Origin of the sequence: Saccharothrix xinjiangensis, assembly GCF_039527585.1 — a bacterium.
Taxonomy (GTDB): domain Bacteria; phylum Actinomycetota; class Actinomycetes; order Mycobacteriales; family Pseudonocardiaceae; genus Actinosynnema; species Actinosynnema xinjiangensis.
On record NZ_BAAAKE010000025.1, the window covers coordinates 24035 to 48360 of the forward strand.

Below are 24326 nucleotides of genomic sequence, written 5' to 3' on the forward strand. Positions count from 1 at the left end.
GGCCTCGAAGGCAATAAAGGCGACGCAAGCTCCTCACTTTTCGCAACATCCGAGTCCTCAAACCGGCGACACCTTGGACATCAAAATTTCGTCAACGACGGCCCGCGGGAGAAAATGATGTCAGTCATGATCTTGTCCGGCATTGTGCAAGGCAATGGAGAAATCGCCTCCGGCACCGGCTTCACGGTGAAGAACATTAAGAACGACAAGAACGACAAGAACGACATCCTGGACATCGGAGTATGGATTGGCTTCGATCAGTCATTCGAGACAGTACCGTCCGTTACGGCGACTTTGTGTGCGTGGACCGAACAGGAAGCCACCGAAGTCATGTACATCCGATACGCCACACCCTCAAAGGATTCCGCGTGGATCCACTTTCTAGCACAAAGCAGCAATTGGAAGATCTGTTTTATTGCCGCAGGATAACCGAAGTGACAAGGTGATTCGGGAAGCTATCCATACAGACACGCCGCGTCGCCACACGGAATAGAAGGAGATGATTGCAGTTGAATGATCGACCAGTGGAAGACACGAGTATCCTCGCCGTATTCGAGGGCTATCCGTTGTCGGACATGTTTCCACACGAGATGTTCAGTTCACTCCGCTTCGCGGAAGGCATGAGCACGCCGCCGGTCAAGATCGTGCCACAAGAAGACGGCAGCGTGACCAGGCATAATTTGCCAACGCATTGCCCGGCCTGGGATACATTGTATCGGCCGGTGATGCACAACAATGTTTGGCAGCTACAAAAATGGAAGGCATCCACGTGCAAATATGCAAACTTGGTCAGCTTCGACAACGCCCACGGTGAGCCCGCGTCGATCGTCAGGTGCGTCACGATCCCGGGCGAAGCGGCCAAGCCGCTCACTCCCAATGGACTCATTTGTCTGCTGAACAATGACATCCCATTCGCGGTAGTCGCGCCCGGCGATACCGACCTCAAACCCCAGTTCTGGGACCCTAAACAAGTGATAACCGACTTGGACGAGCCACTGGTCGACGTCGCGGCCGCCCCGAGGGGCGCTGTCCTTTTCGGCGTCGGGAATCGGCCGAACGGCAGCGGTTTTGTCGCTGCCATGGTCCCACCCGGTAATCCGCCGCCTCCCGGGATCGATCCCAGCTATAATTGTGTCAAAAATCCCGGCGGGGTCGCCTGCAGCGCTGACGGAAAGTACGTAGTAGTCGTCGGCTCCGATGGGAAGAAGGCCACGGTTCTGTGTCTTCAACCTTCCCCGGCACACGGCTACGACGTCGATCTCGAGACCGACGGCACCTACGGAACAAGTGGGCTCTACCAATTCATCGACGGTACCACCTGTTACGTCCTGCTGACCCGAGTCACGGTACGTGGATACGATTACCGATCAACGATCTGGAAGATCGACCTGGAGAATGAGAAGGCAAGTCGAGTCGACACCTCACACGCCGACGAGGTGATCGAGGGCATCGGAATGGACCCGACCGGGTCGGTATGGGTTTGCAGTTGGATCAAAGACAGCGACTCCTGGGCACAAGGCGTCTACAATTTGGATAGTCCCACCACCGTGTATTCCACCGGAGAACCCACAGCCACCACACCCAACAAGAGCAACACCTTCGCCATCCGCAGACTCGCCTGGACCTGATCCAGCACGGACCGACGCGCGACCCACTTCGCGCCGACTGCAGCCGAACACACCTCCACCGAACGAAACTGGTGCCACAACGCCCCCACCCTGGGCAAGTTCGCGCCAGTTGACAACAATTACCCGATCGAGAAGATCCACCACCCCCTGGAACGACACCCCCTATTTTGCTCTTCACCTGCCAGTACAACTGGCCAACAGTCCACAGTGGGCGATGAACGCGGCACCCCAAAGACCAAAACACGACCGTCGAGCGACAAGAGTTGAACCTGCGCCTCCTCTACCTCCACCGCCCCGATCGAGCCACCACCTGCGGAAGTACCGATTCTGCCTCGTGTTTCCCGCTTATTGATTCTATTTCACGCCTCTACCCACTACAGAGGTTGAATTCGTGATGGCGGATGTCGTGATCATGGTGTCGTCGTGAGGGTCAGTCCGGTCTGGGTGAGGCAGCCGTCGAGCACGTCGGGCCGGTACTGGATCTTCTTGAGTTTGCGTTTCACCACGCGCACGAGGTGGTCGAGGTCGGCCGCGGCGAAGTCGGTCAGCGACCGCTTGAGCAGCGACCACACCCCTTCGTTCGGGTTCAGGTCGGGTGCGTAGGAGGGCAGGTGCACCACGCGCAGCCAGTCCCGGTTCGCGTCGATAAACTCGATCAACTCGTGTGCTTTGTGGACATTGAGGTTGTCCCAGATCCACACCATCGGAGCTCGGAGCTGGTTGTGGGTGGCTACGATCAGGTCCCGGTACTCGCTCCAGGTGAAGCCGCGCCGCTCGCCCTTGCGTCCACGCCACAGACGCAGCCGGTCGCCGGGCTTGAAGCACAGCACGCCGGCGATGGACACCCAGCCCGCACGGCGGCCGCGCACCCGGAACACCGGCGTCCGCCCGCGTGGTGCCCAACTGCGCCCTTTGGGCGGTCTCAGGCCCTGGCCCGCCTCGTCCTCGAAGCAGATGACGGCGCCCAGGTCCGCCGCGAGTCTTTCACCCGGGGCCACACCTCCTCGTGCCACACCCCGACCGCCCCGTCGTCAAGCTCCAACGCCCGATGCGCCGGGACCTGCACCGACCAACCGTGCCGCCGCAGCAACCGCCACACCCCCTGCACCGCGTAGCCGACCCGGAACAACCGCCCGATCACAGTCTTCACCCGCGCCAGGGGTCCACCCCTGCCCCTCGTCCCAGCCGTGCGCCAACGGACCCCCGGCCAACTCGCGCACCAACCGTTCCCACTGCGCCGGCGAGAGCCGCTCCACCGACATCGGCCCCGCCGACCGCAACGCCTCCAGACCACCCTCACGCCAACTCCGGCGCCACTTCTCCACCTGCCGCACACCCACCCGCAACCCCGCGGCGACCACGGCGGTCCTCTCGACCCGGGCGAACCGGGCACCGGCATCCAGTCGTACCCGCTCCCGCGCCCGCCGTTGGCGGGGCGTCAAGCCACCACCCTGCGCATACCTCATCCACCCGGCACACCGCGACGATCAAGAAACGTCACGGGGCCACTTCCACCGCCAACACGAATTCAACCTCTGTACCGTGGCTGCCGGCTCCACCGCTTCCCGGAGCTGATGACCAGGCCGTCCTCGTTGAACTGGCGTTGCAGCTCGCCTACCTATCCTGTGCGGCGGTGGGCGGCGACCAGGCGCAGGTCCACTTCACTGGGTCAGCCCTTTCCAGCATTGGGCGGCGATGTCCTCCTCGCCCTCCTGACGCCGCGGGTCTTGCAGATCGCGCACCACCGCGAGCGCCATACGACCACCTCCCCGTTCACGAACCATGCCAACTGCTCGACATCCGACTCATTGGCTCACGAACTGTGACATTGAGTCGAAATGTCCCCAGGCCACCTGATCGGTGCCAGTACAGCAGGTCCAGCACGCTCAACCAGGGCCGCGCCGGCGGCGCGCAAGGACGACCTCGGGCACACAGGATCCGATCTGCCCATCTTCATCCGCAAATGCTGAGACGGAGTTCGCGGAGCAGCGTGTTCAGGGTGGTCCCGCGCCGCTTCTCGATGCGGTGGGTTGGTGTCCCCCACACGTGCCCATTGCCCTGTCACCCATGTCCGGCCGGTACATCCTCGGATCGGCGAATCGCCGACTTGATGAGTTCTACTACGGAGGATGTGGCGACGATGCGCAGGACCGCACTGTGGGTGGCTGTTGTTGGCGTGGCAGCCGGGATGGTATTCGGAACGGTCGGGTCCGCCGCGGCCGATCCCGGCTGGGTATCGGCCGATCAATGTGTGACCTACGGTGGCCTGATCACACCGGCCGAGGACGAGGACGGCTTCGTCTGCAACGGTGGCCGCTTCGACGGGTACCGGGTCTACTTCGATTAGATGAGCAGGTCCAAGGGTAGACGTCTGGAGACGCGAAGCGAGGGTGTCGATGTACGGGTTGTGACGACCGACGTCGACACCCTCGCGCCCGCGATATACGTCGAACCGACGACCTGTTGATCGCCGCGCCGCACCCGGCGCCGTGGCGGCCGAGGGTCGGTCCCAGGCCCCGGTTGACCGATGCCGAGTTGATCACTCTGCCGGTGATCCAGGCCTTGCTCGGGTTCACCAACGAGGCCTGGTTCCTGAGCCACGCCCACGTACGTGTAGGGCATCTGTTCCGCTACCTGCCTGGCCAGTTCGGCTACAACAAGCGGCTACGCAAGGCATCCGTCCTGGTCAAGGCCGTGACCCGGATGCTCGCCGTCGACACCACGCTGTGAACCGACGACGTGTGGATGATCGACTCCCCCGGTGGAATGCGGCCGCTCCCGTGAGACCACGAAACGCTCCGACCCTGCTCCGCCTCCCACTCCCGCTTCTCCTGGGGCCTGCGCCTGCATCTGATCTGCACACCGGGCGTGCTGCCGGTCGCGTTCGCGCCGACCGAACGCCAAGGCAGGCCAACGCACGGAGCTGTACCCGACTCCCGCCAAGGAGGAAATCGTGGCGGGTGTGCTGGCCCATCACGCCCGTCAGGCCGAGCGGCGTGCCTAGCCGGTGCCGCGGCCCGCGGCCTTTGGACCCGTCGCTACGGGAATGTTCCCCTCCTCACCCAGCCCGACAGTGGTGGCCCCATACCGCGTAGACGCCGCAGGAAACGCTCCGGGGACCGACGTCCTCGCCGTTTCTCCCCGAGGTCAAGGAGACTCGGGCAGGGCGCCGCCGCGGAGTTGCAGGGAAACGACAGCGCACAAGAGCCCTTCCCGCCGTCGAGGTCGTCACTACCGGCGAGTTCTGCGACCGTCTGAACCCGCCCAGGGTTCCTCCGGCTCACCGGATTCGCCCGGCAATCCGGATGACGGACCGGCGCCGCTGGGCGCAAGTCCGGTCACCGGGTTCGTCGGGGCGCGTGTGTCCATCGGCTGGGTGGAACCGCTCGGGCGGGCAGTGGGGCCTCGTAGCCGTGGAAGGGGCGTTGGAAGATCCAGTTGTAGATCATCTCTCGGCAGGTGCCGGGTTGGAAGGCGGGCACCTGGTGGCCGGAGGCGGGAATGCTGACCTGGGTCAGGTTCAGGTGTTGACGGACGAACCCCTTCGGGTTCCCCTGTGCCTGCGTCCAGATCAGCCGGGGTGCGGTGGACCAGCCGTTCCGCCCGGTCCACGGGAGATCGGCCAGGATCTCCTCGGTGCTCCGGTAGCCGCAGGCGGTGTCGAAGTTGCCGGTGTAGAACAGCAGCCGGTACCGGTCGGCGGCCCCGGTCCTCTTGTCGAGCAGTTCCGAGAAGTCCCCGGAGCAGTCCGCCATGTTGTCGTCCACGAGTGCCCGCGCGACGGGCCCGTCGTTGTCGGCGCATGTCCACTCGATGTCCGGGGGGACGTGCAGTGCGGTCTTGACCGGTTCGCTGTTCAGGTACTTCCTCAGCGCGCCCAGGGACAGGTCGTCCCAGCGCCGGACGTCGTACATGTCGAAACCGCCGCCGCAGGCGAGGATCGCGGCCACGAGCTCGTTGCCGAGCGTGGTCGCCTCACCCATGTCCGGTGTGGCTCGGTGCAGGACTTCCTGGAACTTCTCGTAGTCCCGGTAGAGCTCGTCCCGCTGGTGCTTCCCGATGAATCCCGTGGTGTAGGCGTAGTCGATCATCACCCGGAGGGACAGCTCGGGCTTGATCCAGCCGTTGCCGACGGACATCCCCCGGAGGTCGATCCTCACCCGGTCCGGGTCGTCCTCCCGGTTGTGCTCGTCGATCGCCAGGGCGATCGCGGGCACGTACTTGCCGGCGTAGCTCTCACCGCAGAGGTAGACCGGGCATTCCGCGTACTCCGGGTGCCGCGAGAAGAAGCCTTGCAGGGCCTCCCGGAACATCTCGCCGAGGGCTGCTTCGTCGTGCACGCACTCGTCCTGATCACGCGTTCCCGCGCGCCCCTCGTCGCGGGTGTGGCTGTACCCGGTGCCGATGGGCTGGTCCCAGTAGACGACGTGCGCCTCCTGGTTCCAGCTGTCGGGGGTGACGGAGATGGTCCCGGCCGCGTCGCCGTCGATGGTGAACGGCCCGTTCTCCAGGAACAGCCCCAGCAGCGAGGACGCGCCCGGTCCCCCGTTGAGCCAGATGATCAGCGGTGTCTCGGCGATCAGCCGTCGCTGTCGAGGGTCGGTGGCCGCGATGTGCGGGTTGCACGTCTGGCTCTCGAAGAACCAGTAGAAGAGCTGGTTCCTCTTCCTTCCACCCTGGTGGACCTGGTCGGCGAGATCGATGTGACCGGCATAGGAGCGGGCTTTCCGGACACCGCTGTCGGTGTACAGGTCGATCTGGAGGGTGTTGTCGATGTTCGCCGGGATGCTGGTGACGAGATCGGCCGGGAGGTCGTTGTCGGGCATGGATCGCACCATCCGTCCGCTGTGTCCGATCAGGATTCGAGGTTGGCGGACGGAGCGCGCCCGGAGGTGGAGAAGAACCCGGGCAGTGTCATTTCGAGCTGCCCGATGCGTTGCCCCTGGAGCAGCCGGAGGGCGGGGAACCTCCCGGGCTCGAACAGGAGGATGTTCAGTGATCCGCCGTACTTGAAGTAGCCGATCTTCTCCCCTTTGTTCACCGCGACGGACCCGGTGGTGTCGTTGACGTCCCGGAACTTCTCCAGGAACCGGACGGAGGCGATCGAGTTGAGCCCGACGGGCACCATTCCGACGTAGCCGTGCTGTTCGGTCTCGATGACGAGGTAGCCGCGGCGGAAGTGCTCGAACATGCTGTAGTCGTACCCGTAGCCCACGTCCCCCTTGTTGAGCAGTTCGGGGAAGTCCCGCATGCCGTAGTAGATCCCGCCGATGTCGTCGCGTGATTCCACCACCCGGCCCGTGACGGGAGAGTGGTACCAGTGGTACGTGTCGGGCATCAGGATGCAGGACACCGCGGTGCCGCCGGACGTGTCACCCCGCTTGTGGTCCTTGACGAAACTGGCCGCGTACTCGGAGCGGTCGAGCAGCGTCTCGACGTTCATGGTCACGGTCTTGACCGGGAGTGCCGTGTCCGCGGTCAGGTCGTCGACGATCATGTTGATCACGCAGTCGGCCGGTGCGACGACCACGGAATCGTCATTCGGCGCGTCGATCGGTCGGACGCCCGGCTTCAGGTCCCGGGTGAAGAATTCGTTGAAGTTCTGGAAGCCGTCTTGCGGTACGACGTAGTCCTCCATCTTCGGCCCGAGTTCTTCTTCCCACTTCCCGACGAGGTCGCGCGAGGCCGGCGAGTCCATGTACCGGCCCTGCAACTGCGTGAAGTCGTAGGTCATCAGAAGCCCTGCGCCGGTGGTGACGAACTTCATGCCGTCGTCGTTCCGGTAGTTGAGCCAGCTGAACTTCTCGATGTAGTTCAACCCCTCCTCGACCTTCGGCTCCCAGGCATACCATTCTCGGAAGAAATTGCACAGCCCGTCGATCGTGCCGTGCTTCTCCCAGTCGTAGTAGACGTCGGAGCTCTTGTCGACAGGCGGCTTCTTCAGTCCTTCGATCGTGGCGTGGAACATGGCCTTGAAATCCAGGTGGTTGCTTTCGTACCACTTGGCGATCCGTTCGGCGAACTCGTCGATGGTGGCACTCGGGATGAATTTCTCATGGGCCATGTCCTGCATTGCCTTTCGGGTTGTCGGCCGCGCCCGAGGTGTGGTCGGTGCGGATGCCCCTTGCCGTGCGGGCGGCTCTGGGCGAACACGGCTACAGCCAAGCGGCTCCGCCCCCCACGCCGCACACGCCCACTGCGGTGTTCACCTGGCAGAACCGGGAAGCACCCGGCCAGGTGACCTGTCGTCGACGACGCCCTCGCGCGGCTGACCGTTGCCCGGACCGCTGATCGACCTGGTTCCGGTCGATCCTGTGATGGTCGGCTTGCTCGGCAGACCCCTTGGCGAACCCGCCGCCATCCCTCTCGACCGCGGGGTCGTCGTCAATCCCTCAACGGATCGACCCGCAGGCCGTCTTCGAGCACTCGTCCTGTTGTTGTCGAGTTGTCTGTCGGTGCTCGGGGCGGTCCTGACGGCGCCGATCGCGGGTCGTGTCCTGGAGCGCACGGGACGCAAACGCCTGCTGGTCGCAGCGCTGGTCGCCTACGGGTTCTTCGGCACCGCGCCGCTGTGGCTGCCGTCGCTGGAGCTGATCGTCGCCAGCCTCGTGCTCGTCGGCATCACCGAAGCCGCGATCATGTTGCAGACCGTCTGCACGACCGTCGCCGCCACCGTCTTCTTCGCCCTGGGCGGCCCGCTGGGGGCGCAGGGCCGGCGGATCCGCGGTCCCCTTGGCGTTTCCGCTGTCCGGGATCGGGTTGGGCATCCTGGCTTTCGCTCCCGGCACGGCCTGGGTCGTCGTTGGTGCCGTCGTGGCGGGCCCAGGCAACGGCGTGCTCATCGGCCAGTTCGCCTGCCCGCTGGTGGTCCTGGCGCTGGACGGCGGCGGTTCCGCGTCGCGGTCGGTGACCGGGCGGGCGCCGGCGCTGCTGGGCGCGTTCGACCCGACCCACCGGCGACTGCGGATCACCGCGTTGGCCCGGCGTGCGGGGTTGCCGTCGTCGACCACCCACCGACTGGCTGCCGAGTTGGTGGCGTGGGGGGGCGCTGCACCGCGACGACAGCGGCTGGTGCAGCATCGGGTTGCGGCTGTGGGAGCCGGCCGTGCGGGCGTCCCCGGCGTTGAGTCTCCGAGAGGCGGCGATGCCGTTCCTGAAGGACCTGCACGCGGTGGTGGGGCACCACGCGCAGCTGGCGGTACTGGAGCGCGGTGAGGCGTTGTTCTGCGCGGGTTCCTGGCCTCCGTGCGCCGCGAGGAGCACGCGTTGTGCCCCGGCTTCATCGACGAGCACGCCACCGGCATCGCCGTGCCGGTCCGCGGCGCGCACGGCGAGGTAGTGGCCGCGCTGTCGGTCATCGTGCCCAACGACGGCAACGCCCGTGCGCAGATCCCGGCGTTGCGGGCGGCGGCGCGCGGGGTGTCGCGGACGATGCGCGGCCCGGACGGCACGAGGGCTTCTCTCGACCGATGAGAAGGCCGTAGTGGCGTGGACCACGTCCGGTTCATCCTCGGTCACCGATGACACACCCCGAGGAGCGTCGAGGACGATGGCACTCGCCGACAACGCGCTGGTCGACTTGGTCGTGACGGACAGGGCCGACGCGGCCGAGGGCGTCACGGCACTGACCCTGCGGCACCCCCGGGGTCGCCGCCTGCCGGACTGGGCCCCCGGCGCGCACCTCGACCTGGTCCTGCCCAACGGGCTGACCCGGCAGTGCTCCCTGTGCGGCGACCGGTGGGACGCGCACGCCTACCGCGTCGCCGTCCTGCGCGAACCACGCGGTCGACTCGCGCTGCGCACGCGAGGTGCTGACCGACGTCGCCCCCGGCGTCCACCTGACGTTCCGGCAGACCTCACCGGCACTCCTGGACACCCTGGGCACCCTGCTCAGCACCGTGGACGGCCTGCTGCTCCCGCACGGCGTCATCGACGGATTCCCCGCCGTCGAACTGTTCACCGACCGGTGGGTGTGCCTGGTCGCCGACGACAACCCCGACATCGGCGACGAACTCACCCTCGACGACCTCGCGCGCCTGCCCTGGGCGGTCTACCAACGCGCCTACGACGCACCGGTCACCCGTCAGCTGAGCATGCTCGGCATCAGCCCCCAGGTCGACGTGTCCGTGCCCTCGTTCCACCTCTTGCCCCCTCTCGTCGCCGGCACGCGACGCGTGGCCTTGGCGCAGCAACGCCTGGTCGAACGCTTCCCCGCACCGGGCGTGCGCGCCCTGCCCTGCCCGTTCCCCGCCGTGCCGGTACAGGAGGCGCTGTGGTGGCACCCGGTACACACCCAGGACGCCGGACACATCTGGCTGCGCGAGGTGACGGAGAAGGTCGGCCGACGGATCTGCACGCTGTGAAGCGTTTTATTTGACGCCTGTCAGGTTGCCCGAACAGGTATCCGACAACCAGGTTGCGGGCACTGCTGGTGGACCGCGATGCGCTGGCGGGGGCCGCGTCCGCGTCGGTGGAGGATTGTGTCACCCGGCTGCGCGAGCTGCACCAAGCGCACCGGGCGGACTACCGCGCCTACTACGAGCGGCACGCCACGCCCGACTCGCCGCCGATGCGCGACGCGGACCCGGCGATCGTGCTGGTCCCCGGCGTCGGCATGTTCTCCTGGTGGCGATCAGCGACTCGGGGTGGTCATGGCGCAACAAGCTGAACGCGAAGTCGTTGCCCGGGTGGGACTTCGTCGTCGCCTTCGTCCGCGCCTGCCTGGCGCACGCCGACCAGGTGGGCGCACCGGTGCCGGCGGACCTGGCCGATCTGGCGTGGTGGGACGCAGCGCACTGGGAGCTGCTCCGCTCGATCGACGGCCACCGCTCGCCCGACCGGCTCGCCGCCACCGCGCGGGGCGAGTCACGTCGTCGCCAGGCGCGCTCCCGGTCGGCGGAACGCGACGCGTGGGCGGCGCCGCGACGGCCGCCCGCGCCGGCGCCCCGCTTCGCCGGCCGGGTCGGGCCCCGAACCGGTTGGCGGAGCTGCTCGCCGACCTCCGACCCGCTCCGGGGATGGTGATCATGGCGATAGGCCGCACGGGGGGCGTGGGCAAGACCGCGCTCGACCACTGCCGGCGGGCGCTCGCCCTGCAACAGGAGATCGGCGACACCTACTGGCAGGCGCACACCCGGGGCAGCCTCGGATCCGCCCACCACCACCTCGGCCGGCACCGGGAGGCGACGCCCCCTCGGGTGTCGCCGAGCCGGCGGGTCGGGCTCCCGCTCCCCTACCAGGTCACCGGGAACTCGTAGATGCCGTAGACGTTCGCGTCGTCCTTGAACGGCAGGCTGTCGAGGGGCACGGCGGAGCGGAGGTCGGGGATGCGGCGGAACAGCGTGGTGAACACGACCTCCAGCTCCAGCCGCGCGAGGTTCTGGCCCAGGCACTGGTGCGGGCCGAAGCCGAACGCCAGGTGGTGACGCGCGCCGCGGCCGATGTCCAGTTCGTCGGGCCGCTCGAACGCCTCGGGGTCGCGGTTGCCGGTGTTGCTCAGCGCCACCACGCCCTCGCCCGCCCTGATCACCACGCCGCCGATCTCGGCGTCGGCGACCGCGACGCGCGTCGTCGCGATCTCGGCGATCGTGAAGTAGCGCAACAACTCCTCCACGGCTAACGGCGTCTTCGACGGGTCCTCGCGGATCGCGCGGGCGTTCCCGGGGTGTTCGAGGAAGGTCATCACGCCGAGCGAGATCATGTTCGCCGTGGTCTCGTGCCCGGCCACGAGCAGCAGGAACGCGAGCATGACCAGCTGTTCGCGGTCGTCGGACGTGGCGGCCTGGCGGCTGAGCAGGTCGTCGGCGGGCTCGTCCCGCTTGGCCTCGATCAGCTCGCCGAGGTAGGCGCGCAGTTCCGTGATGGCGCCGACGCGCTCCTCCGCCGAGGCCTCCCGCTTCAGCAGCAGCGCCGACCGGCTCTGGAAGAACTCGTGGTCCGCGTAGGGGACGCCGAGCAGTTCGCAGACGACCAGCGACGGCACCGGCAGGGACAGCGCCTTCACCAGGTCGACGGGCCGGGGCCCGGCGAGCATCGCGTCGACGTGCTCGTCGACGACCTGCTGGACGCGCGGGCGCAGGGCGGCCATCCGCCTGACGGTGAACTCGCCGACGACCGCGCGCCGCGCCGGGCCGTGCTCCGGCGGGTCCATGCCGATCAGGGACGGCGTGAACCCGGCGAGGGCCCGCTGCCCCGGCGTCAGCACCGGGAAGCCCGGGTTGCGCCGGTCGGAGCTGAACCGGGGGTCGGTGAGCATCGCGCGGATGTCCTCGTGCCTCGTCAGCGCCCACGCGTCCATGCCGCTGGGCAGGGTCACCCGCGAGATCGGCGCTTCCCGCAGCAGGCGGAGGTGCTCGTCCGGCGGCGCGTGCGGGCAGGTGCGGGTGATGGGCAGCGCGGTGGGGAGCTGAGCGGTCATGGTTCCACCCCGATCTCGACAGGAACTATGTGGAAGGAAATCCTCCGGTTCGCCTTCTCGACCGTACCGATGCGGAGGTTTTTCGTCCACTTCCTTCGGATGAGACAATGTTTGCCCAGGTGAGGGAGAGGCAGGAGATGACGGCTGACCCGGAGACCCCGTTGCGGGCCGACGCGCGGCGCAACCGCGACCAGATCCTCGCGGCCGCGCGCGAGGTGTTCGCCACGCAAGGCCCCGAGGTGCCGATGGAGGAGATCGCGCGGACCGCCGGGGTCGGCATCGGCACCCTCTACCGCCGCTTCCCGGACCGGGACTCGCTCATCCGCGCGGTCGCCCGGGCGAGCTTCGCCCAGGTCCTCGACGACACGCGCTCGGCCGCGACCGAGGAGCCCACGGCGTGGGACGCGCTGGTGCGCCTGGTCAACCGGTCGCACCAGCTCCAGGCGAGCGTCCACCTCTCCTTGACCTCACCCAGGGCCCGGGAGGTCCTGCACGGCGACCCGGAGATCGAGGAGTCGCGCGACGAGCTGCTGGCCGAGTTCGCCCGGATCGTCGAGGCCGCGAAGGCCGAGGGGACGATGCGCCCGGACGTGGACGCCGGTGACGTGGTGGTCCTGACCGCGATGGTCCTGCACCGGCCGCCGGGTGCGCTCGCCACCGCCGTGCTCGCGTTCGACCGGGCGGTCGCGATCGTGCTCGACGGCCTGCGCGCGCGGCCCGGCGGCACGCCGGCCGGCAGCTCCCTGCCCGGCCGCCCGATCACCGTCGACGACCTGGGCGCGTCGGCGCTCCGGGGCGGGGCCGACACCGCGGCGGGCCGGCGACCGACCCGGTGACGCCGGGCCGCGGGACGTCGTCAGGGGCGTCGCGTCATACGCCCCGACCGAGGCGGCCGAGGCGTTCGGCCGGCGGGACCGGTCACCGACCCGCCGCACGCCTCGTGGTCGGGGGTGCCGGCGCGGCGCCGTCGAGGACCTGCTCGCGGAGGATGTCCGCGTGGCCGCAGTGCTGGGCCAGTTCCCGGAGCACGTGGAGGTAGACCCACCGCAGCGGGAGCGGCCCGCGCCGGTTGCCCGGCAGCACGTCGTCGAGGTCGAGGTGCGCCGTGGCCTCGCGGGACGCCTCGCAGGCCTCGCGGTAGTCCCGGCGCACCGCGTCGATCGAGTCCTCCTCGGTCAGCGCGAACGACTCGTCGGGCGTCCCGGGGATGCCGATTTCGGCGCGGGAGCGGCCCGTCACCGCCTCGTCGAACCAGACCCGCTCGACGAAGGCGGCGTGCTTGACCAGACCGAGCAGGGTCGTGCGGGAGGCGACGAGCGACCTGCGCGCCTGTTCCCCGGTCAGCCCGTCGAGGCAGTCGTGGAGGGCTGCGCGGTGCTGGTCGATGAACGCCTCGAACTGGGCCTTGAGCGGGCTGTCGACGACTCGTTCGACCGACGCGGGACCGGGGTGGCTCATGGTGCGAGTATCGCCGGTCGACCGTCGAGCAGGGTGAGGTACGCGTCGAGTTGGGCCGCGCCGGCGAGGAGGTCGCGGCTGCGCCTGGTCAGCCGGTCCTGCCAGGCGTCGAGGAAGGCGCTCAACGCGCCCGCCCCGCCCGCCTCGCGCAGTGAGTCGACGAACCGCGCGACCTGGTGCAGCGGGTGGCCGCCCCGGCGCAACTGCCGCGCGACCTCGGCGTCGCGCACGCGGTCCGGCCCGTACTCGCGGTAGCCCGTCGCCCGGTCGCGTTCGGGGCGCAGGATGCCCGCGGTCTCCCAGGTGCGCAGCGTCGCCGGGTGCACGCCGAGCCGACGCGCGAGTTCGCCCACGGTCAGCGGTCGACCGCGGGCCGGCTCGGGCGTCGTGGCGGACAGGCCGCCCAGGGCCGTCGCCACCTCGGCGCGGGTGTCGCGTTCGGCGAGCAGCGCGACGTGCGCGGCGTCGACGAGCCGGTAGGCGGACTCGGTGTCGCCCCGGTTGATCGCGCGCATGATCTCCACCGCCTGCCCGTGCCCGTGCCCGGCGCGCAGCGCGAGGAAGGCGCGCAGGGCCTGCGCGTGCAGCGGCGTGTAGCGCCGGTGGCCGGCCTCGCTGCGCCCGGTCGGCGGGAGCACGCCCTCGTCGTCGTAATTGCGGACCGCCTGCGCGGACAACCCGTGCTCCCGGGCGAGGTCGATGGGTCTCAGCGCGCACCTCCGATTGAGGTTTCGATGCCAAAACCCCAGGTCGGTTCCGTGGAAGTTTCACCCGAACCTTCAACGATACGGTCAACAGCGGTTCCTACCGAACAGGGGTGTTCATGTCCACTTCCGCAGCACTGCGCGCCATCGGCCGACCACTCGACGACCCGGCCGACCTGGGCCGCGCCCTCGACGAACTGCTCGCCGCGCGGGCCGAGCCGCCGGCCCTGCTCGCCCTGGGCGAGCCGACCCACGGGATCGAGGCGTTCCCGCTGCTGCGCAACGAGGTCCTCACCCACCTCGTCGAACGCGGGTTCCGGTCGATCGCGCTGGAGACCGACTTCTTCGCCGCGTCCGTCGTCGACGACCACGTCACCGGCGGGACGGCGGAGGTCGACGCGGTGCTCGCGACCGGGTTCAGCCACTCGTTCGGCGGCGTGCCGGGCAACCGCGAACTCGTCGAGCTGCTCCGCGCGCACAACGCCGACCGACCGCCGCGGGACCAGGTCCGCTTCCACGGCTTCGACGCGCCGACCGAGACCGCCGCCGCGCCCGGCCCGCGGCACGCGCTGTCCGCGGTCGCCGACCACCTGCCCCCGGCGCTGCGACCCGCGTCGGTCCGCGACCTCGACGCGCTGCTCGACGCGGACTCGGACGAGGACTGGACCAACCCGGCCGCCATGTACGACCCGGCGGCGTCCATCGGCGGCTCCGACCGCGCCCGCGCCCTGCGCGTCGTCGCCGACGACCTCTCCAGCGCCCTGCGGCGCGCCGCGCCCGTCCTGCGGCCCGCCGACCCCGACGGCTACGACCACGCCCTCGCGCACGCGCGCACCGCCCAGGGCCTGTTGCGCTACCACGCGGCCATGGCCACTCCCGCGCCCGACCGCATCGCGACCCTGCTCAGCCTGCGCGCCGAGATGATGGCCGAGAACCTGCTCGCGATCGTCGCCCGGGAGCGGCGGCGCGGACCGACCCTGGTGTTCGCGCACAACGCGCACCTGCAACGCACGCCGTCCCACATGCGGTTCGGCGAGGAGGAGGCGAGCTGGGGCAGCGCCGGCGCGCTGGTCGCCACCACCCTCGGCGAGCGCTACCTGTTCCTGGCGACCGACGCCAACCCCCGCAGCGAACCGGGCACCCTCCAGCACGCGCTGGCCGGTGCGACCACCCGCCGCGCCCTGTTCCCCGCGCCGGCCCTGCGCGCCGCGCTCCCGCCGTCGACCCGCACGGGCGAACCGATCGTGCCCGGCCACCTCCCGCTCGACCCGGCGGACCTGGACGGCGCCGACGCGGTCGTCTTCGTCGCCGACACCGACGGGGTGCGGCACCAGTACTGGTGACCGGGCCCGACGACCCGGTGGCGCGCACCGGCGGCGGTGGTCGACGGTGGAGCGGTGCGAGTGGACGGCGAGGGCCTCCTCGCGGGTTATGCGACCGGGCCGGCGGCCGCGACCGAGGCGACGGCGCGGGCCGAGGCGCGGGCGGAGGACGCCCGTGCCGTCGTGCTCGTCGAGGGGGTCGGCGACCAGATCGCCGTCGAGACGCCGGCCGCGCGTGCGGCCGCGACCTGGGGGCCGAGCGCGTCGTGGTCCTGCCCGTCGGCGGCGCCCACGGCGTCGCCCGCCACCTGCGGCGGTTCCTCGGCGCGGGGTCGGGGCGCAAGCTCCGCTACGCCCGCCTGTTCACCGGGGCCGTGGCCACCTGGTTCACTGGTCCCCCGCGAAGCCGGATCCCGCCGGCGGCGGACGGGAGGTCGAGGTGTCCGAGACGGTGGCCGGGACGGCGGTGGCCGAGGTGATGGCCGAGCTGGCCGCGCTCGACGACCCGAAGGCGCGCGCGGTGAACGAGAGGCACGGCGACGACCACGGCGTGAACCTCGGCAAGCTGCGCGCGGTCGCCAAGCGGTTGAAGACGCAGCAGGAGCTCGCGCACCGGCTGTGGGCGACGGGCGACACCGCGGCGAGGCTGCTGGCGATCCTGGTCTGCCGCCCGAAGGCGTTCGAACGCGACGAGCTGGACGCCATGCTGCGCGAGGCGCGCGCGCCCAAGGTGCACGACTGGCTCGTCAACTACGTGGTGAAGAAGAGCGCGCACCGCGAGGAGCTGCGCCTGGCCTGGACCGCCGACCCGGACCCGGTGGTGGCGAGCGCCGGGTGGGCGCTGACCACCGAACGCGTGGCCAAGGAGCCCGGGGGCCTCGACCTCGCGGGGCTGCTCGACGTCATCGAGGCGGGCATGAGGGACGCCCCGGACCGCCTCCAGTGGGCGATGAACCACTGCCTGGCCCAGATCGGGATCGAGCACGCCGGGCACCGCGCCCGCGCGATCGACATCGGCGAGCGCCTGGAGGTGCTCAAGGACTACCCGACTCCCCCGAACTGCACGTCGCCGTTCGCACCCACCTGGATCGCCGAGATGGTGCGCCGCGGGCAGGGCTGAGCGCCCGCGGTCGTGCCGCCGAGCCCGGGAGGACGTGGCGGCACGACCCCGGTTCGCTCACACCGTGATGACGACCTTGGCGCGCGCGTGCTCGTCCTCGACGTACCGGATGGCGTCGGGCACCTCGTCGAGCGCGTAGGTCCGGTCGATGACCGGCGTCACCGCCCCGGCCTCGGCGAGTTCCCGCAGCGTCGCCAGGTTCTCCGCGCTCGGCCGCGCCTCCAGGACGGCGATCCGGTGCCGGCGGACCAGGGCGGCCGACAGCGACCCCCGGATGATCAGGCCCATCGGCCCGAGGAAGCTGCCGCCGGTGGACGCGCCGCCGCCGGAGAGGACGAGCGCGCCACCCGGCTTGAGCGTGCGCCGGAGCGCGGTCAGCGAGTGGTTGCCCACCAGGTCGAAGACGACGTCGTAACGCCCCGCGTCCCGGGTGAAGTCGTCCTGGCCGTAGTCGATGACGTGGTCCGCGCCGAGCGAGGTCACCAGGTCCACGTTCCTGGCGCCGCACACCGCCGTCACCTCCGCGCCGAGCCACTTGCCGATCTGCACGGCGAACGTGCCGACGCCGCCGGACGCGCCGTTGACCAGGACCCGCTGCCCGGCCCGCACCCGCCCCTCGTCGCGCAGGCCCATGAGCGCGGTGTTGGCCGCCAGCGGCAGCGCGGCCGCCTGCTCGAAGGTCAGGTTGGCCGGTTTGCGGTCCACGACGCCCTCCGGCGCGCGCACGTACTCGGCGAACGCGCCGTCGACCTCGCCGTACACCTCGTCGCCCGGCCGCAACCGGGTCACCCGCCCGCCCACCGCCTCCACCACGCCCGCGAAGTCCGTGCCCCGGATCCGCACCTTGGGACCGCGGAACCCCATCACGCCCGGCAGGAGCCGGGCCAGGTAGGGATCGCCGCGCATGACGTGCCAGTCGCGGGCGTTCACCGTCGCCGCGCGCACCCGCACGAGCACCTCGTCATCCGCCGGCGACGGGCGGTCCACCTCGCTGAGCAGCAGCACGTCGGGAGAACCGTAACGGTCCTGGGCGATCGCTTTCACCGTACCTCCGAGGGGTGTGGGTCGCGGGAGCGGCGGATGGCCCGCTCGGCCACGAGAAGGTTGATCAGCCAGCCGGCGACCATCAGCAGCGCCTCGGCGAGCCGGCCGGGTTCGCCGGCGAACGCCGACCAGGACGCGAGGGTGAGGACCTGCGTGCCGGCCCCCAGGCCGACCGCGTAGCCGCGGATCATCCAGTCGCGGTGCCCGGCGAAGTCGCGGCGCCGGGCCGCGGCGAACCCGAGGACGAGGAACAGTGCCCAGGCCGCGCCGAACACGAGCCGCGAACCGGCGCCGAGCGCGCCGACGCCCGCGCGGTGCCCGGACAGGGCCAGCCACAGCGCCGACAGCGCGCCGACGAGCCCGCACAGGACCAGCAGCCGCCCCGCCACCCGGTGCCACCCGCGCCGCCGCGCCCGGAACCCGGGTGCGAACTGGAAGGCGCCCAGGACGGCGTACGCGCTGACCGTGACGATGTGCGCCGCCAAGGGACCCGCTGTGCCGAGGTGGTGCTCCCCGCCGTCCGGCAAGAGCCGCGCGCCACCGCCCAGTTCGACCAGGCGGAACGCGCCCGCCAGCACCGGGACGAGGCTGAGCGCGATCAGCCCGGCCGGCAGGAGCCACCCCCGGCGGGCGGGGGCGGCGCGCCTCGGCGTTGTCGTCGTCATGCCCCAGATCGTGGCCGGTGCGGTGGTGCCGGCTCATCGGGAATCAGGCCGCGATCCACCCGTCCGGAAGGCCGGGACCCGGGTCGTACTTTCGGCTAACGGCGGTCGCCGTCGCGCCGGAACCGGCCCGTCTCGTGCGCCCAGATGGCGATCTCCACGCGGTTCCGCGCGCCGAGCTTGTTCATCAGGCTCGTGATGTGGGTCTTGACGGTGCTGAGCGTGATGTGGAGCCGCTGTGCCACCTCGCCGTTGGTGCACCCGGACGCCACCGCGGCCAGGACCTGCTCCTCCCGCTCGGTGAGCGGGTCGACGGGCCGCGCCGGCGTCGAGGGCGGTCCGGAGCCCGCGAACGCGGCGAGCAGCCGGGCCGTGACGCTGGGCGCGATCAGCGCCTCGCCGTTCGCGGCGGCGTGGACGGCCTGGGCCAGCAGGGCGGGGCCCGCGTCCTTGAGCAGGAAGCCCTTGGCGCCCGCGCGCAGCGCCGCGTAGACGTACTCGTCCAGGTCGAAGGTGGTGATGACGACGATCGCCAACGGGTCGGCGACGCCGGGCCCGGCGAGCGCGCGGGTGGCCTCGATGCCGTCGACCACGGGCATCCGGATGTCGAACAGGCACACGTCGGGGCGCAGCCGCCGGGCCAGCTCGACCGCCTGCCGACCGTCGGCCGCCGCGCCGACCACCTCGATGCCCGGCTGGGCGTCGAGGATCATCGTGAGGCCGGTGCGGATGATCTCCTGGTCGTCGGCCACGACCACGCTGACGCTCACGCGGCTCCCCCGGCGCGCGGCAGCACGGCGGTCACGGTCCAGCCGCGGTCCGGGTTCGGGCCCGCCTCGCAGGTGCCGCCGAGCAGGCCGGCGCGTTCGGCCATGCCGATCAGCCCGTGCCCCCGCGCCGCGGTCGGGCGGGTCGGGCGCTCACCGTCGTCGGTCACCCACAGGCGCACCGCCCGTTCGTCGACGACCACCCGGACCCCGATCCGGGAGGCGTGCCGGGCGTGCCGCCGGGCGTTGGTGACCGATTCCTGGGCGAGCCGGTAGGCCGCGGTCCCGACCGACGGTGCCAGGTCCTCGACGTCGCCGAGGACCACCACGTCCACGGACGGGCCGAAGGGCGAGCGGCTCGCGAGCCGTTCGAGGTCGGCGACGCCCGGGTTCGGCGCCAGGTCGACCGGGTCGTCCCGCCTCAGCGCCCGGACCATGGTGCGCATCTCGGCCAGCGCCCTCGACGCCTCGGACTCGATCACGCGCAGCGCGTCGGCCGCGGCCTCCGGGTGGGAACCCGACGTGGCGAGGCCGGCCTGCGCGCGGATGGCCATCGCCGAGACGTGGTGCGCGACGGTGTCGTGCAGGTCGCGGGCCAGCCGCTCCCGTTCCATCAGCTTGGCCTGGTCGAGTTCGCGCACCCGCGCCCTGACCCGGAACCGCAGCGCCGCGCCGAGGGTGGCGGCCGTCGACAGGACGACGACACCGGCGAACCCCTCGCTCGCCCCGGTGGCGCCGAGCACCACCGAGGAGCCGACCTTGGCCAGCACGACCAGCGAACCGAGCACCGCCTCGCGCCCGGATCCCCAGCGGAACAGGGAGAACGGGAACAGCAGCAGGTACACCATGGTGTTCAGCTCGGGCTCGCGGCCGATCACCGCCGGGACCACCGCGGACACGCCGAAGGCGATCCCGACCACCAGCAGCGGCCGGGTCCGCCGCCACCGCAACGCGGGCAGCAGCCCCACGGCGACCACCACCGAGGCGACCGGCGACCGGAGGTCCTCCCGGAGCAGCCCCTCCAGCACCGCGGCCACCGCGAGCACGCCGACCAACGCCCAGTCCCGCCAGGCGCGCGACGGCGGGTGCGGAGGGCGTGGCTCGTCCCACACGGACCGGAAGAACTCGTGCACCGGCTCATGGTAGGCGAGCCCGCGCCGCGGCAGATCGGCCTGAAGTACGAGTGGCGCGGCCCGGTGCGCGGCCCGGCGGGTGGTCCGGCGCGGCTCCCCGCGCCACCGCCGCGCCGGTCACCGGGAGGCGAGCGCCACGAGGCGGTCGAACGTGGCCACCAGCACCTCCCGGCGACCGGCGCGGTACTCCGGGGACGGCCCCAGGTCGTCGATCGTCGCGTCCCACACCTCCAGGTAGCGCCGCTTCCACTCCAGCGCCACGGCCGCGGGCGGCAGCGTGGCGCCCACCCAGCCCTGTTCGGCGATCAGGCACAGCAGCTCCACCGCGCCGGGCACCACGGCACCGCCGTACTCGTCCGGCTCCAACCCCACCGGGTCGCCCGCGAAGTGCTCCGCGATCTCCTCGACCAACCCGCTGGTGCGGGTGCTCAGGTGATCGGCGGCCGTGTCGTCTTCGTAGTTGCCGGTGCCCCACGTGCCCACTGGTTCGCCTCCGCTGTTCCTCGATCTACCGAGGGGATGGTGCACCAGCCTGCCGACCCCCGCCGGAAAACCCGTTGCCCGACGGCACGCCGGTTGAACATCATGGCGGACATGGATCTGTAGCCAGTGGCACGCCCGCGGGACGAGGACGGGTTCGACTTCTCCCCTCCTCCTCCCGCCGCACCGCTCGGAGCCCGCGCCTCGTGACGAGGGCGGGCTTCCTCACGCGCCGCGTTGTGCGGCGTCACGCCGGCCGGCGTTCCCGCTCCCGGGCGCCGGCCGCCTGCCACCGGGTCCCCGAGGCGATCCCCGGCGCCGCGAAATGCCGGCCGGGCGCCTCCCCGCGAGCTTGGAGTTCGCCGAAACCATGAGTGATCACCGCGGTGCCCGCGTGCCCGCCGGATCCGACGTCGACCGCAAAGCGCTGTGGGTGGTCAAGGAACTCGGCCTGCCCGCCATCGTCAAGGCGTGCGCGTCGTGCAGGTCCACGCGCCACCACCCCACCGGCAAGTTCCGGGTGAACGCGAGCGGCAAGCTCCTCGACGTCTGGATGCTGATCCGCTGCGAGCTGTGCGACCGCACCTCGAAGATCCCCGTCCACGAGCGCGTCCACGTGCAGGCGCTCGACCACGAGCGGCTGCTGATGTTCGAGGGCAACCACCCGGCCATGGTGCGCCGGCTGGCCATGGACCCGGCGCCGGCGGGCAAGGCCGCGCACCGGCTCGACTGGAGCGGCACGTGGGAGCTGGAGACCGACATGCCGTTCTACGAACCCGACGACCCGGCGCCGCTGGAGGTCGTGGTCAGGTTCGAGCTGCCGGCGCCCATCCGGGTCGAGAAGCTGCTCACGGCCGGGCTGGACCTGAGCCGGTCCGCCGTGAGGGACGCGGTCCGTTCCGGGCGCGTGCACCTGCCCCTGGCCGTCGACGCGAAGGCCCGCGAGGACTTCACCTTCTTCGTCACGCCGGTGTGCGCGCCACCGGCGTGACGCGACCCGGCCCGCCCGACGCCGAAGGGCTTCGGGCGGGCCGGTCCCGGTGTCAGACCAGGGAGCGCAGCGCGTCCGGGGTGAACGGGGCGAGGCCCGCCACGTCGCCCCCCTCGACCTTGCGGGCCCACTCGGGGTCGGCCAGCAGCGCCCGCCCGACGGCGATCAGGTCGAACTCGTCCGCGGCCAGGCGCTCCAGCAGCTGGTCGATGCCCGTGGGCGACGGGACCTGCCCGGCGAAGGAGGCCAGGAACTCGCCGTCCAGCCCGACCGAGCCGACGGAGATGGTGGGTCGGCCGGTGATCTTCTTGATCCACCCCGCGAAGTTGAGGTCCGAGCCCTCGAACTCGGGCTGCCAGTAGCGGCGCGTCGAACCGTGGAAGACGTCCACGCCGGCCTCGGCCAGCGGCGTCAGGATCGACTCCAGCTCCTGCGGCGTGTGCGCCAGCTTGGCGTCGTACGCGCCGGGCTTCCACTGCGACAGGCGCAGGACGACCGGGAAGTCCGGCGACGTCGCGGCGCGCACCGCGGCCACGACCTCGGCGACCAGGCGCGTCCGGGCGACCGCGCTGCCGCCGTAGGCGTCGGTGCGGCGGTTGGTGACCTCCCACAGGAAGTTGTCGAGCAGGTAACCGTGGGCGCCGTGCAGCTCCACGCCGTCGAAGCCCAGGCGGCGCGCGTCCGCGGCGGCCTCGGCGAACGCGGTCACGACGGCCTCCAGGTCGCTGGTCGTCGGCACCGGGCCGGCCTCGCCGATCGGTGCGCCGTCCAGCCCCAGGCCCGACGGCGTCAGCACGGGCGCGTCCGGCACGGGCGGCGTGCCGGGCTTGCGGGCCGCGCCCACGTGCCACAGCTGCGGCACGATCCGGCCGCCCTCGGCGTGCACGCGCTCGACGACGCGCGCCCAGCCCGCCAGCGCGTCCTCGCCGTGGAAGCGCGGCACGTCGGCGCTCTCGCCGGCGCTGGGGTGCCCGACGTAGGTGCCCTCGGTGACGATCAGGCCGACACCGCCGGCGGCGCGCCGCGCGTAGTAGTCGGCGACGTTCTCACCCGGCACCCCACCGGGCGAGAACTGCCTGGTCATGGGAGCCATCACCACGCGGTTCGGCAGGTCGAGCGAACCGGCGGTGAAGGGGCGGAACAGCGGCGAGGTGTCGGTGCGCGTGGGCGTGGTCATGTCCATCCTCGGTGTCGAAGCGGAGCGGTTGCTCCTCTTGAAGCTAGCACAACCGGAGCAACTGCTCCGCTACCGCCCGCGGACGACTATGCTGGGGGCGTGGCCACCGACCCGTCGACCCGCAGACCGCTCCGCGCCGACGCCGAGCGCAACCGCGCCGCGATCATCGAAGCCGCCACCGAGGTGCTCGCCGAGCAGGGCAGCGCCGTGGACGTCCGGGAGATCGCCCAGCGCAGCGGCGTCGGCATGGGCACGCTCTACCGCCACTTCCCGACCAAGGAAGACCTCCTCGGCACCATCCTCGACCGCGAGTTCACCGCGTGGGCCTGCGCCGCGCGCAGGGCCGCCGACAGCACCGACGACCCCCGGGCCGCGCTGGAGGGGTTCTACGAGCACGCCCTGGCCACCCAGGCCTGCCACCGGGCCGTCGTGGAGGCCTACGGCAACACCTGGAGCGGCCCGAGCCCGGACTGCACGGGCCTGCTGCACCCCGTGCTCGACGACCTGCGCGCCCGCGCCCAGGACGCCGGGGTGCTGCGCGCCGACGTGACGACCGGCGACCTGGCGCTGCTGCTGGCCACGTTGAGCCACACCGTGCAACTGGTGGGCGACCACTGCGCGTGGGTGTGGCGGCGGCAGCTGCGCATCGCCCTCGACGGCCTCGGCGCGGTGCACGGCGCGCCGCTGCCGACGGCGTGACCATCTACAGTGGACCTGTCGTCGGCGGGCGCGCCGGTCCGCCCCGACCCGGTCGGCGGGCCAACGGTACAGACCTCCGCGGATCCGCGATCAGCCCCACCCGGATCGGGTGACGATCGCCCGAGGCGCGACCATGCCGCCATGACCGATCTCCCCCGCGGCAGCGACGACTACCGGCGCTCGCTGGAGCTGACCCGCCGCACCTACGCCCAGGCCGTGCGCGACCACGACCGCCCGACCCGCCGCCGGGTGGTCCGCACGATGACCGACGCCTACGGCGCCGTCGGGCTCCGGGACCTGCTGGCCACCCTGCTGCTCGACCTCGCCGCGCACTGGCCGCGCCGACCGCGGACCGCTCCCTCTGGCGCCCGCCTGTCCCCGCTCACGCCCGACCTCACCGACCTGGCCGACCTGCTGGTGGCCGCCGCCGACCACGCGCAGCACCCGTCCACGGCCGCCGGCACCACGGTGTACGAGCGGATGCTGAGCACCATCACCCGGGTCCGGCCGGTCGTGCAGGCCGCGCTGGAGCAGGCGGCGGTGGAGCGGGCCGCCTACGTCGACGCGCGGGCGCACGACCCGTTCACCGGCCCGGTCCACCACCACCTGGCGGGCCTGAGCACCGCCTCGGACCTGGCCGCCGCCATCCACCTGGTCGGCAGCGCCTACGGCGAAACGGCCGGGCGGACGCCCCTCACGGCGTGAACGCGACCACCGGCGAGCC

The 24326-nt window shown here is 70.9% G+C and carries 29 protein-coding genes and 2 pseudogenes; 16 read left to right on the forward strand and 15 right to left on the reverse strand.

Annotation, left to right across the window (positions count from 1 at the left end; all coding sequences use genetic code 11):
* The first annotated feature begins 126 nt into the window (after positions 1-126).
* Together ABD223_RS33840 and ABD223_RS33845 are read left to right on the forward strand one after the other, a co-directional pair.
* Positions 127-429 (forward strand): hypothetical protein, encoded by a 303-nt coding sequence (locus ABD223_RS33840; RefSeq protein WP_344040797.1) that lies wholly within the window; start codon positions 127-129, stop codon positions 427-429.
* Between the two features lie 95 nt (positions 430-524).
* Positions 525-1628, forward strand: coding sequence for a hypothetical protein (locus ABD223_RS33845; RefSeq protein ID WP_344040798.1), 1104 nt, complete (start codon positions 525-527; stop codon positions 1626-1628).
* Between the two features lie 410 nt (positions 1629-2038).
* Here the strand turns inward: ABD223_RS33845 and ABD223_RS33850 are convergent, their stop codons facing one another.
* Positions 2039-2626, reverse strand: a complete 588-nt coding sequence (locus ABD223_RS33850) for a transposase (RefSeq protein WP_344040799.1) — start codon at positions 2624-2626, stop codon at positions 2039-2041.
* Entirely contained in the window at positions 2551-3027 is a 477-nt protein-coding gene (locus tag ABD223_RS43705; RefSeq protein WP_380646934.1) for a helix-turn-helix domain-containing protein, read from the reverse strand. The genes ABD223_RS33850 and ABD223_RS43705 overlap by 76 nt, the downstream gene beginning before the upstream one ends.
* A 741-nt stretch (positions 3028-3768) precedes the next feature.
* On the opposite strand from ABD223_RS43705, the gene ABD223_RS33855 reads away from it, so the two are divergent.
* On the forward strand, positions 3769-3975 hold the full coding sequence (locus tag ABD223_RS33855) for a hypothetical protein (protein WP_344040800.1): 207 nt from the start codon (positions 3769-3771) through the stop codon (positions 3973-3975).
* Between the two features lie 60 nt (positions 3976-4035).
* Positions 4036-4523 (forward strand): annotated as a pseudogene (locus ABD223_RS43710) (IS982 family transposase); the annotation flags it as partial.
* A gap of 443 nt (positions 4524-4966) precedes the next feature.
* On the opposite strand, the gene ABD223_RS33865 reads toward ABD223_RS43710, so the two are convergent.
* The 3 genes from ABD223_RS33865 to ABD223_RS33875 all read right to left on the reverse strand — a co-directional run bounded on the left by ABD223_RS33865 (position 4967) and on the right by ABD223_RS33875 (position 8638).
* Entirely contained in the window at positions 4967-6454 is a 1488-nt protein-coding gene (locus tag ABD223_RS33865) for a S10 family serine carboxypeptidase-like protein (RefSeq protein WP_344040803.1), read from the reverse strand.
* A gap of 29 nt (positions 6455-6483) precedes the next feature.
* Positions 6484-7692 carry a phosphatidylserine decarboxylase gene (locus ABD223_RS33870; RefSeq protein WP_344040804.1) on the reverse strand — a complete coding sequence of 403 codons (1209 nt, stop codon included), beginning with the start codon at positions 7690-7692 and terminating at the stop codon, positions 6484-6486.
* 328 nt (positions 7693-8020) lie between these two features.
* Entirely contained in the window at positions 8021-8638 is a 618-nt protein-coding gene (locus ABD223_RS33875; protein WP_344040891.1) for a hypothetical protein, read from the reverse strand.
* Between ABD223_RS33875 and ABD223_RS33880 the strand changes: the two genes are divergently transcribed.
* From ABD223_RS33880 to ABD223_RS33905, 6 genes and pseudogenes are all read left to right on the forward strand, one after another.
* Complete coding sequence (locus tag ABD223_RS33880) at positions 8535-8843, forward strand: helix-turn-helix domain-containing protein (RefSeq protein ID WP_344040886.1); 309 nt, start codon at positions 8535-8537, stop codon at positions 8841-8843. The genes ABD223_RS33875 and ABD223_RS33880 overlap by 104 nt on opposite strands.
* A gap of 30 nt (positions 8844-8873) precedes the next feature.
* Positions 8874-9101, forward strand: a complete 228-nt coding sequence (locus ABD223_RS33885) for an IclR family transcriptional regulator (protein WP_344040805.1) — start codon at positions 8874-8876, stop codon at positions 9099-9101.
* Between the two features lie 335 nt (positions 9102-9436).
* Positions 9437-9991, forward strand: a complete 555-nt coding sequence (locus ABD223_RS33890) for a LysR substrate-binding domain-containing protein (protein WP_344040806.1) — start codon at positions 9437-9439, stop codon at positions 9989-9991.
* Between the two features lie 20 nt (positions 9992-10011).
* A pseudogene (locus ABD223_RS33895) lies at positions 10012-10254 on the forward strand (bifunctional rhamnulose-1-phosphate aldolase/short-chain dehydrogenase); the annotation flags it as partial.
* Complete coding sequence (locus tag ABD223_RS33900; protein ID WP_344040807.1) at positions 10254-10652, forward strand: hypothetical protein; 399 nt, start codon at positions 10254-10256, stop codon at positions 10650-10652. The pseudogene ABD223_RS33895 and the gene ABD223_RS33900, both read left to right, overlap by 1 nt.
* Before the next feature lie 2 nt (positions 10653-10654).
* The gene (locus tag ABD223_RS33905; RefSeq protein ID WP_344040808.1) at positions 10655-10885 is read left to right on the forward strand and encodes a tetratricopeptide repeat protein; all 231 of its coding nucleotides are present in this window, start codon (positions 10655-10657) and stop codon (positions 10883-10885) included.
* On the opposite strand, the gene ABD223_RS33910 is transcribed toward ABD223_RS33905, so the two are convergent.
* Positions 10861-12045 (reverse strand): cytochrome P450, encoded by a 1185-nt coding sequence (locus tag ABD223_RS33910; protein ID WP_344040809.1) that lies wholly within the window; start codon positions 12043-12045, stop codon positions 10861-10863. The two genes, ABD223_RS33905 and ABD223_RS33910, sit on opposite strands and share 25 nt — an antisense overlap.
* A 137-nt stretch (positions 12046-12182) precedes the next feature.
* Here ABD223_RS33910 and ABD223_RS33915 point away from each other — a divergent pair, with 137 nt between their 5' ends.
* Positions 12183-12881 carry a TetR/AcrR family transcriptional regulator gene (locus tag ABD223_RS33915; RefSeq protein WP_344040810.1) on the forward strand — a complete coding sequence of 233 codons (699 nt, stop codon included), beginning with the start codon at positions 12183-12185 and terminating at the stop codon, positions 12879-12881.
* An 82-nt stretch (positions 12882-12963) separates the two neighbouring features.
* Here ABD223_RS33915 and ABD223_RS33920 read toward each other — a convergent pair whose 3' ends face one another.
* Positions 12964-13503 carry a DinB family protein gene (locus ABD223_RS33920; protein WP_344040811.1) on the reverse strand — a complete coding sequence of 180 codons (540 nt, stop codon included), beginning with the start codon at positions 13501-13503 and terminating at the stop codon, positions 12964-12966.
* Positions 13500-14213 (reverse strand): MerR family transcriptional regulator, encoded by a 714-nt coding sequence (locus ABD223_RS33925; RefSeq protein WP_344040887.1) that lies wholly within the window; start codon positions 14211-14213, stop codon positions 13500-13502. Before ABD223_RS33925 ends, ABD223_RS33920 begins: the two co-directional genes overlap by 4 nt.
* A 113-nt stretch (positions 14214-14326) precedes the next feature.
* Between ABD223_RS33925 and ABD223_RS33930 the strand changes: the two genes are divergently transcribed.
* Positions 14327-15550 carry an erythromycin esterase family protein gene (locus ABD223_RS33930; RefSeq protein ID WP_344040812.1) on the forward strand — a complete coding sequence of 408 codons (1224 nt, stop codon included), beginning with the start codon at positions 14327-14329 and terminating at the stop codon, positions 15548-15550.
* 86 nt (positions 15551-15636) lie between these two features.
* Here the strand turns inward: ABD223_RS33930 and ABD223_RS33935 are convergent, their stop codons facing one another.
* Positions 15637-15837: a hypothetical protein gene (locus tag ABD223_RS33935; protein ID WP_344040813.1), complete on the reverse strand. Its 201-nt coding sequence runs from the start codon at positions 15835-15837 to the stop codon at positions 15637-15639.
* A gap of 143 nt (positions 15838-15980) precedes the next feature.
* On the opposite strand from ABD223_RS33935, the gene ABD223_RS33940 reads away from it, so the two are divergent.
* Positions 15981-16649 (forward strand): DNA alkylation repair protein, encoded by a 669-nt coding sequence (locus ABD223_RS33940; RefSeq protein WP_380647013.1) that lies wholly within the window; start codon positions 15981-15983, stop codon positions 16647-16649.
* A 57-nt stretch (positions 16650-16706) separates the two neighbouring features.
* Here ABD223_RS33940 and ABD223_RS33945 read toward each other — a convergent pair whose 3' ends face one another.
* The 5 genes from ABD223_RS33945 to ABD223_RS33965 form a co-directional block, all read right to left on the reverse strand.
* The gene (locus ABD223_RS33945; RefSeq protein ID WP_344040814.1) at positions 16707-17693 is read right to left on the reverse strand and encodes an NAD(P)-dependent alcohol dehydrogenase; all 987 of its coding nucleotides are present in this window, start codon (positions 17691-17693) and stop codon (positions 16707-16709) included.
* Positions 17690-18358 (reverse strand): DUF2306 domain-containing protein, encoded by a 669-nt coding sequence (locus ABD223_RS33950; protein WP_344040815.1) that lies wholly within the window; start codon positions 18356-18358, stop codon positions 17690-17692. Before ABD223_RS33950 ends, ABD223_RS33945 begins: the two co-directional genes overlap by 4 nt.
* 95 nt (positions 18359-18453) lie before the next feature.
* Complete coding sequence (locus tag ABD223_RS33955) at positions 18454-19125, reverse strand: response regulator (RefSeq protein WP_344040816.1); 672 nt, start codon at positions 19123-19125, stop codon at positions 18454-18456.
* On the reverse strand, positions 19122-20255 hold the full coding sequence (locus ABD223_RS33960) for a sensor histidine kinase (RefSeq protein WP_344040817.1): 1134 nt from the start codon (positions 20253-20255) through the stop codon (positions 19122-19124). Before ABD223_RS33960 ends, ABD223_RS33955 begins: the two co-directional genes overlap by 4 nt.
* 117 nt (positions 20256-20372) lie before the next feature.
* Positions 20373-20738, reverse strand: a complete 366-nt coding sequence (locus tag ABD223_RS33965) for a hypothetical protein (protein ID WP_344040818.1) — start codon at positions 20736-20738, stop codon at positions 20373-20375.
* 391 nt (positions 20739-21129) lie between these two features.
* On the opposite strand from ABD223_RS33965, the gene ABD223_RS33970 reads away from it, so the two are divergent.
* Positions 21130-21726: a DUF1062 domain-containing protein gene (locus ABD223_RS33970; protein WP_344040819.1), complete on the forward strand. Its 597-nt coding sequence runs from the start codon at positions 21130-21132 to the stop codon at positions 21724-21726.
* 52 nt (positions 21727-21778) lie between these two features.
* Here ABD223_RS33970 and ABD223_RS33975 read toward each other — a convergent pair whose 3' ends face one another.
* Complete coding sequence (locus ABD223_RS33975) at positions 21779-22903, reverse strand: NADH:flavin oxidoreductase (protein ID WP_344040820.1); 1125 nt, start codon at positions 22901-22903, stop codon at positions 21779-21781.
* Between the two features lie 99 nt (positions 22904-23002).
* Between ABD223_RS33975 and ABD223_RS33980 the strand changes: the two genes are divergently transcribed.
* Together ABD223_RS33980 and ABD223_RS33985 are read left to right on the forward strand one after the other, a co-directional pair.
* Entirely contained in the window at positions 23003-23602 is a 600-nt protein-coding gene (locus ABD223_RS33980) for a TetR/AcrR family transcriptional regulator (protein ID WP_344040821.1), read from the forward strand.
* A gap of 141 nt (positions 23603-23743) precedes the next feature.
* Complete coding sequence (locus ABD223_RS33985) at positions 23744-24307, forward strand: hypothetical protein (RefSeq protein WP_344040822.1); 564 nt, start codon at positions 23744-23746, stop codon at positions 24305-24307.
* Positions 24308-24326 lie beyond the last annotated feature (19 nt).

Excerpts from the sequence above, each read along its gene's own strand:
- ABD223_RS33855 (WP_344040800.1), top strand. The coding sequence starts at position 3,769 with ATGCGCAGGACCGCACTGTGGGTGGCTGTTGTTGGCGTGGCAGCCGGG.
- ABD223_RS33840 (WP_344040797.1), top strand. The coding sequence starts at position 127 with ATGATCTTGTCCGGCATTGTGCAAGGCAATGGAGAAATCGCCTCCGGC.
- ABD223_RS33905 (WP_344040808.1), top strand. The coding sequence starts at position 10,655 with ATGGCGATAGGCCGCACGGGGGGCGTGGGCAAGACCGCGCTCGACCAC.
- ABD223_RS33985 (WP_344040822.1), top strand. The coding sequence starts at position 23,744 with ATGACCGATCTCCCCCGCGGCAGCGACGACTACCGGCGCTCGCTGGAG.
- ABD223_RS33870 (WP_344040804.1), bottom strand. The coding sequence starts at position 7,692 with ATGGCCCATGAGAAATTCATCCCGAGTGCCACCATCGACGAGTTCGCC.
- ABD223_RS33920 (WP_344040811.1), bottom strand. The coding sequence starts at position 13,503 with ATGAGCCACCCCGGTCCCGCGTCGGTCGAACGAGTCGTCGACAGCCCG.
- ABD223_RS33930 (WP_344040812.1), top strand. The coding sequence starts at position 14,327 with ATGTCCACTTCCGCAGCACTGCGCGCCATCGGCCGACCACTCGACGAC.
- ABD223_RS43705 (WP_380646934.1), bottom strand. The coding sequence starts at position 3,027 with ATGCCGGTGCCCGGTTCGCCCGGGTCGAGAGGACCGCCGTGGTCGCCG.
- ABD223_RS33950 (WP_344040815.1), bottom strand. The coding sequence starts at position 18,358 with ATGACGACGACAACGCCGAGGCGCGCCGCCCCCGCCCGCCGGGGGTGG.
- ABD223_RS33910 (WP_344040809.1), bottom strand. The coding sequence starts at position 12,045 with ATGACCGCTCAGCTCCCCACCGCGCTGCCCATCACCCGCACCTGCCCG.
- ABD223_RS33865 (WP_344040803.1), bottom strand. The coding sequence starts at position 6,454 with ATGCCCGACAACGACCTCCCGGCCGATCTCGTCACCAGCATCCCGGCG.
- ABD223_RS33975 (WP_344040820.1), bottom strand. The coding sequence starts at position 22,903 with ATGACCACGCCCACGCGCACCGACACCTCGCCGCTGTTCCGCCCCTTC.
- ABD223_RS33915 (WP_344040810.1), top strand. The coding sequence starts at position 12,183 with ATGACGGCTGACCCGGAGACCCCGTTGCGGGCCGACGCGCGGCGCAAC.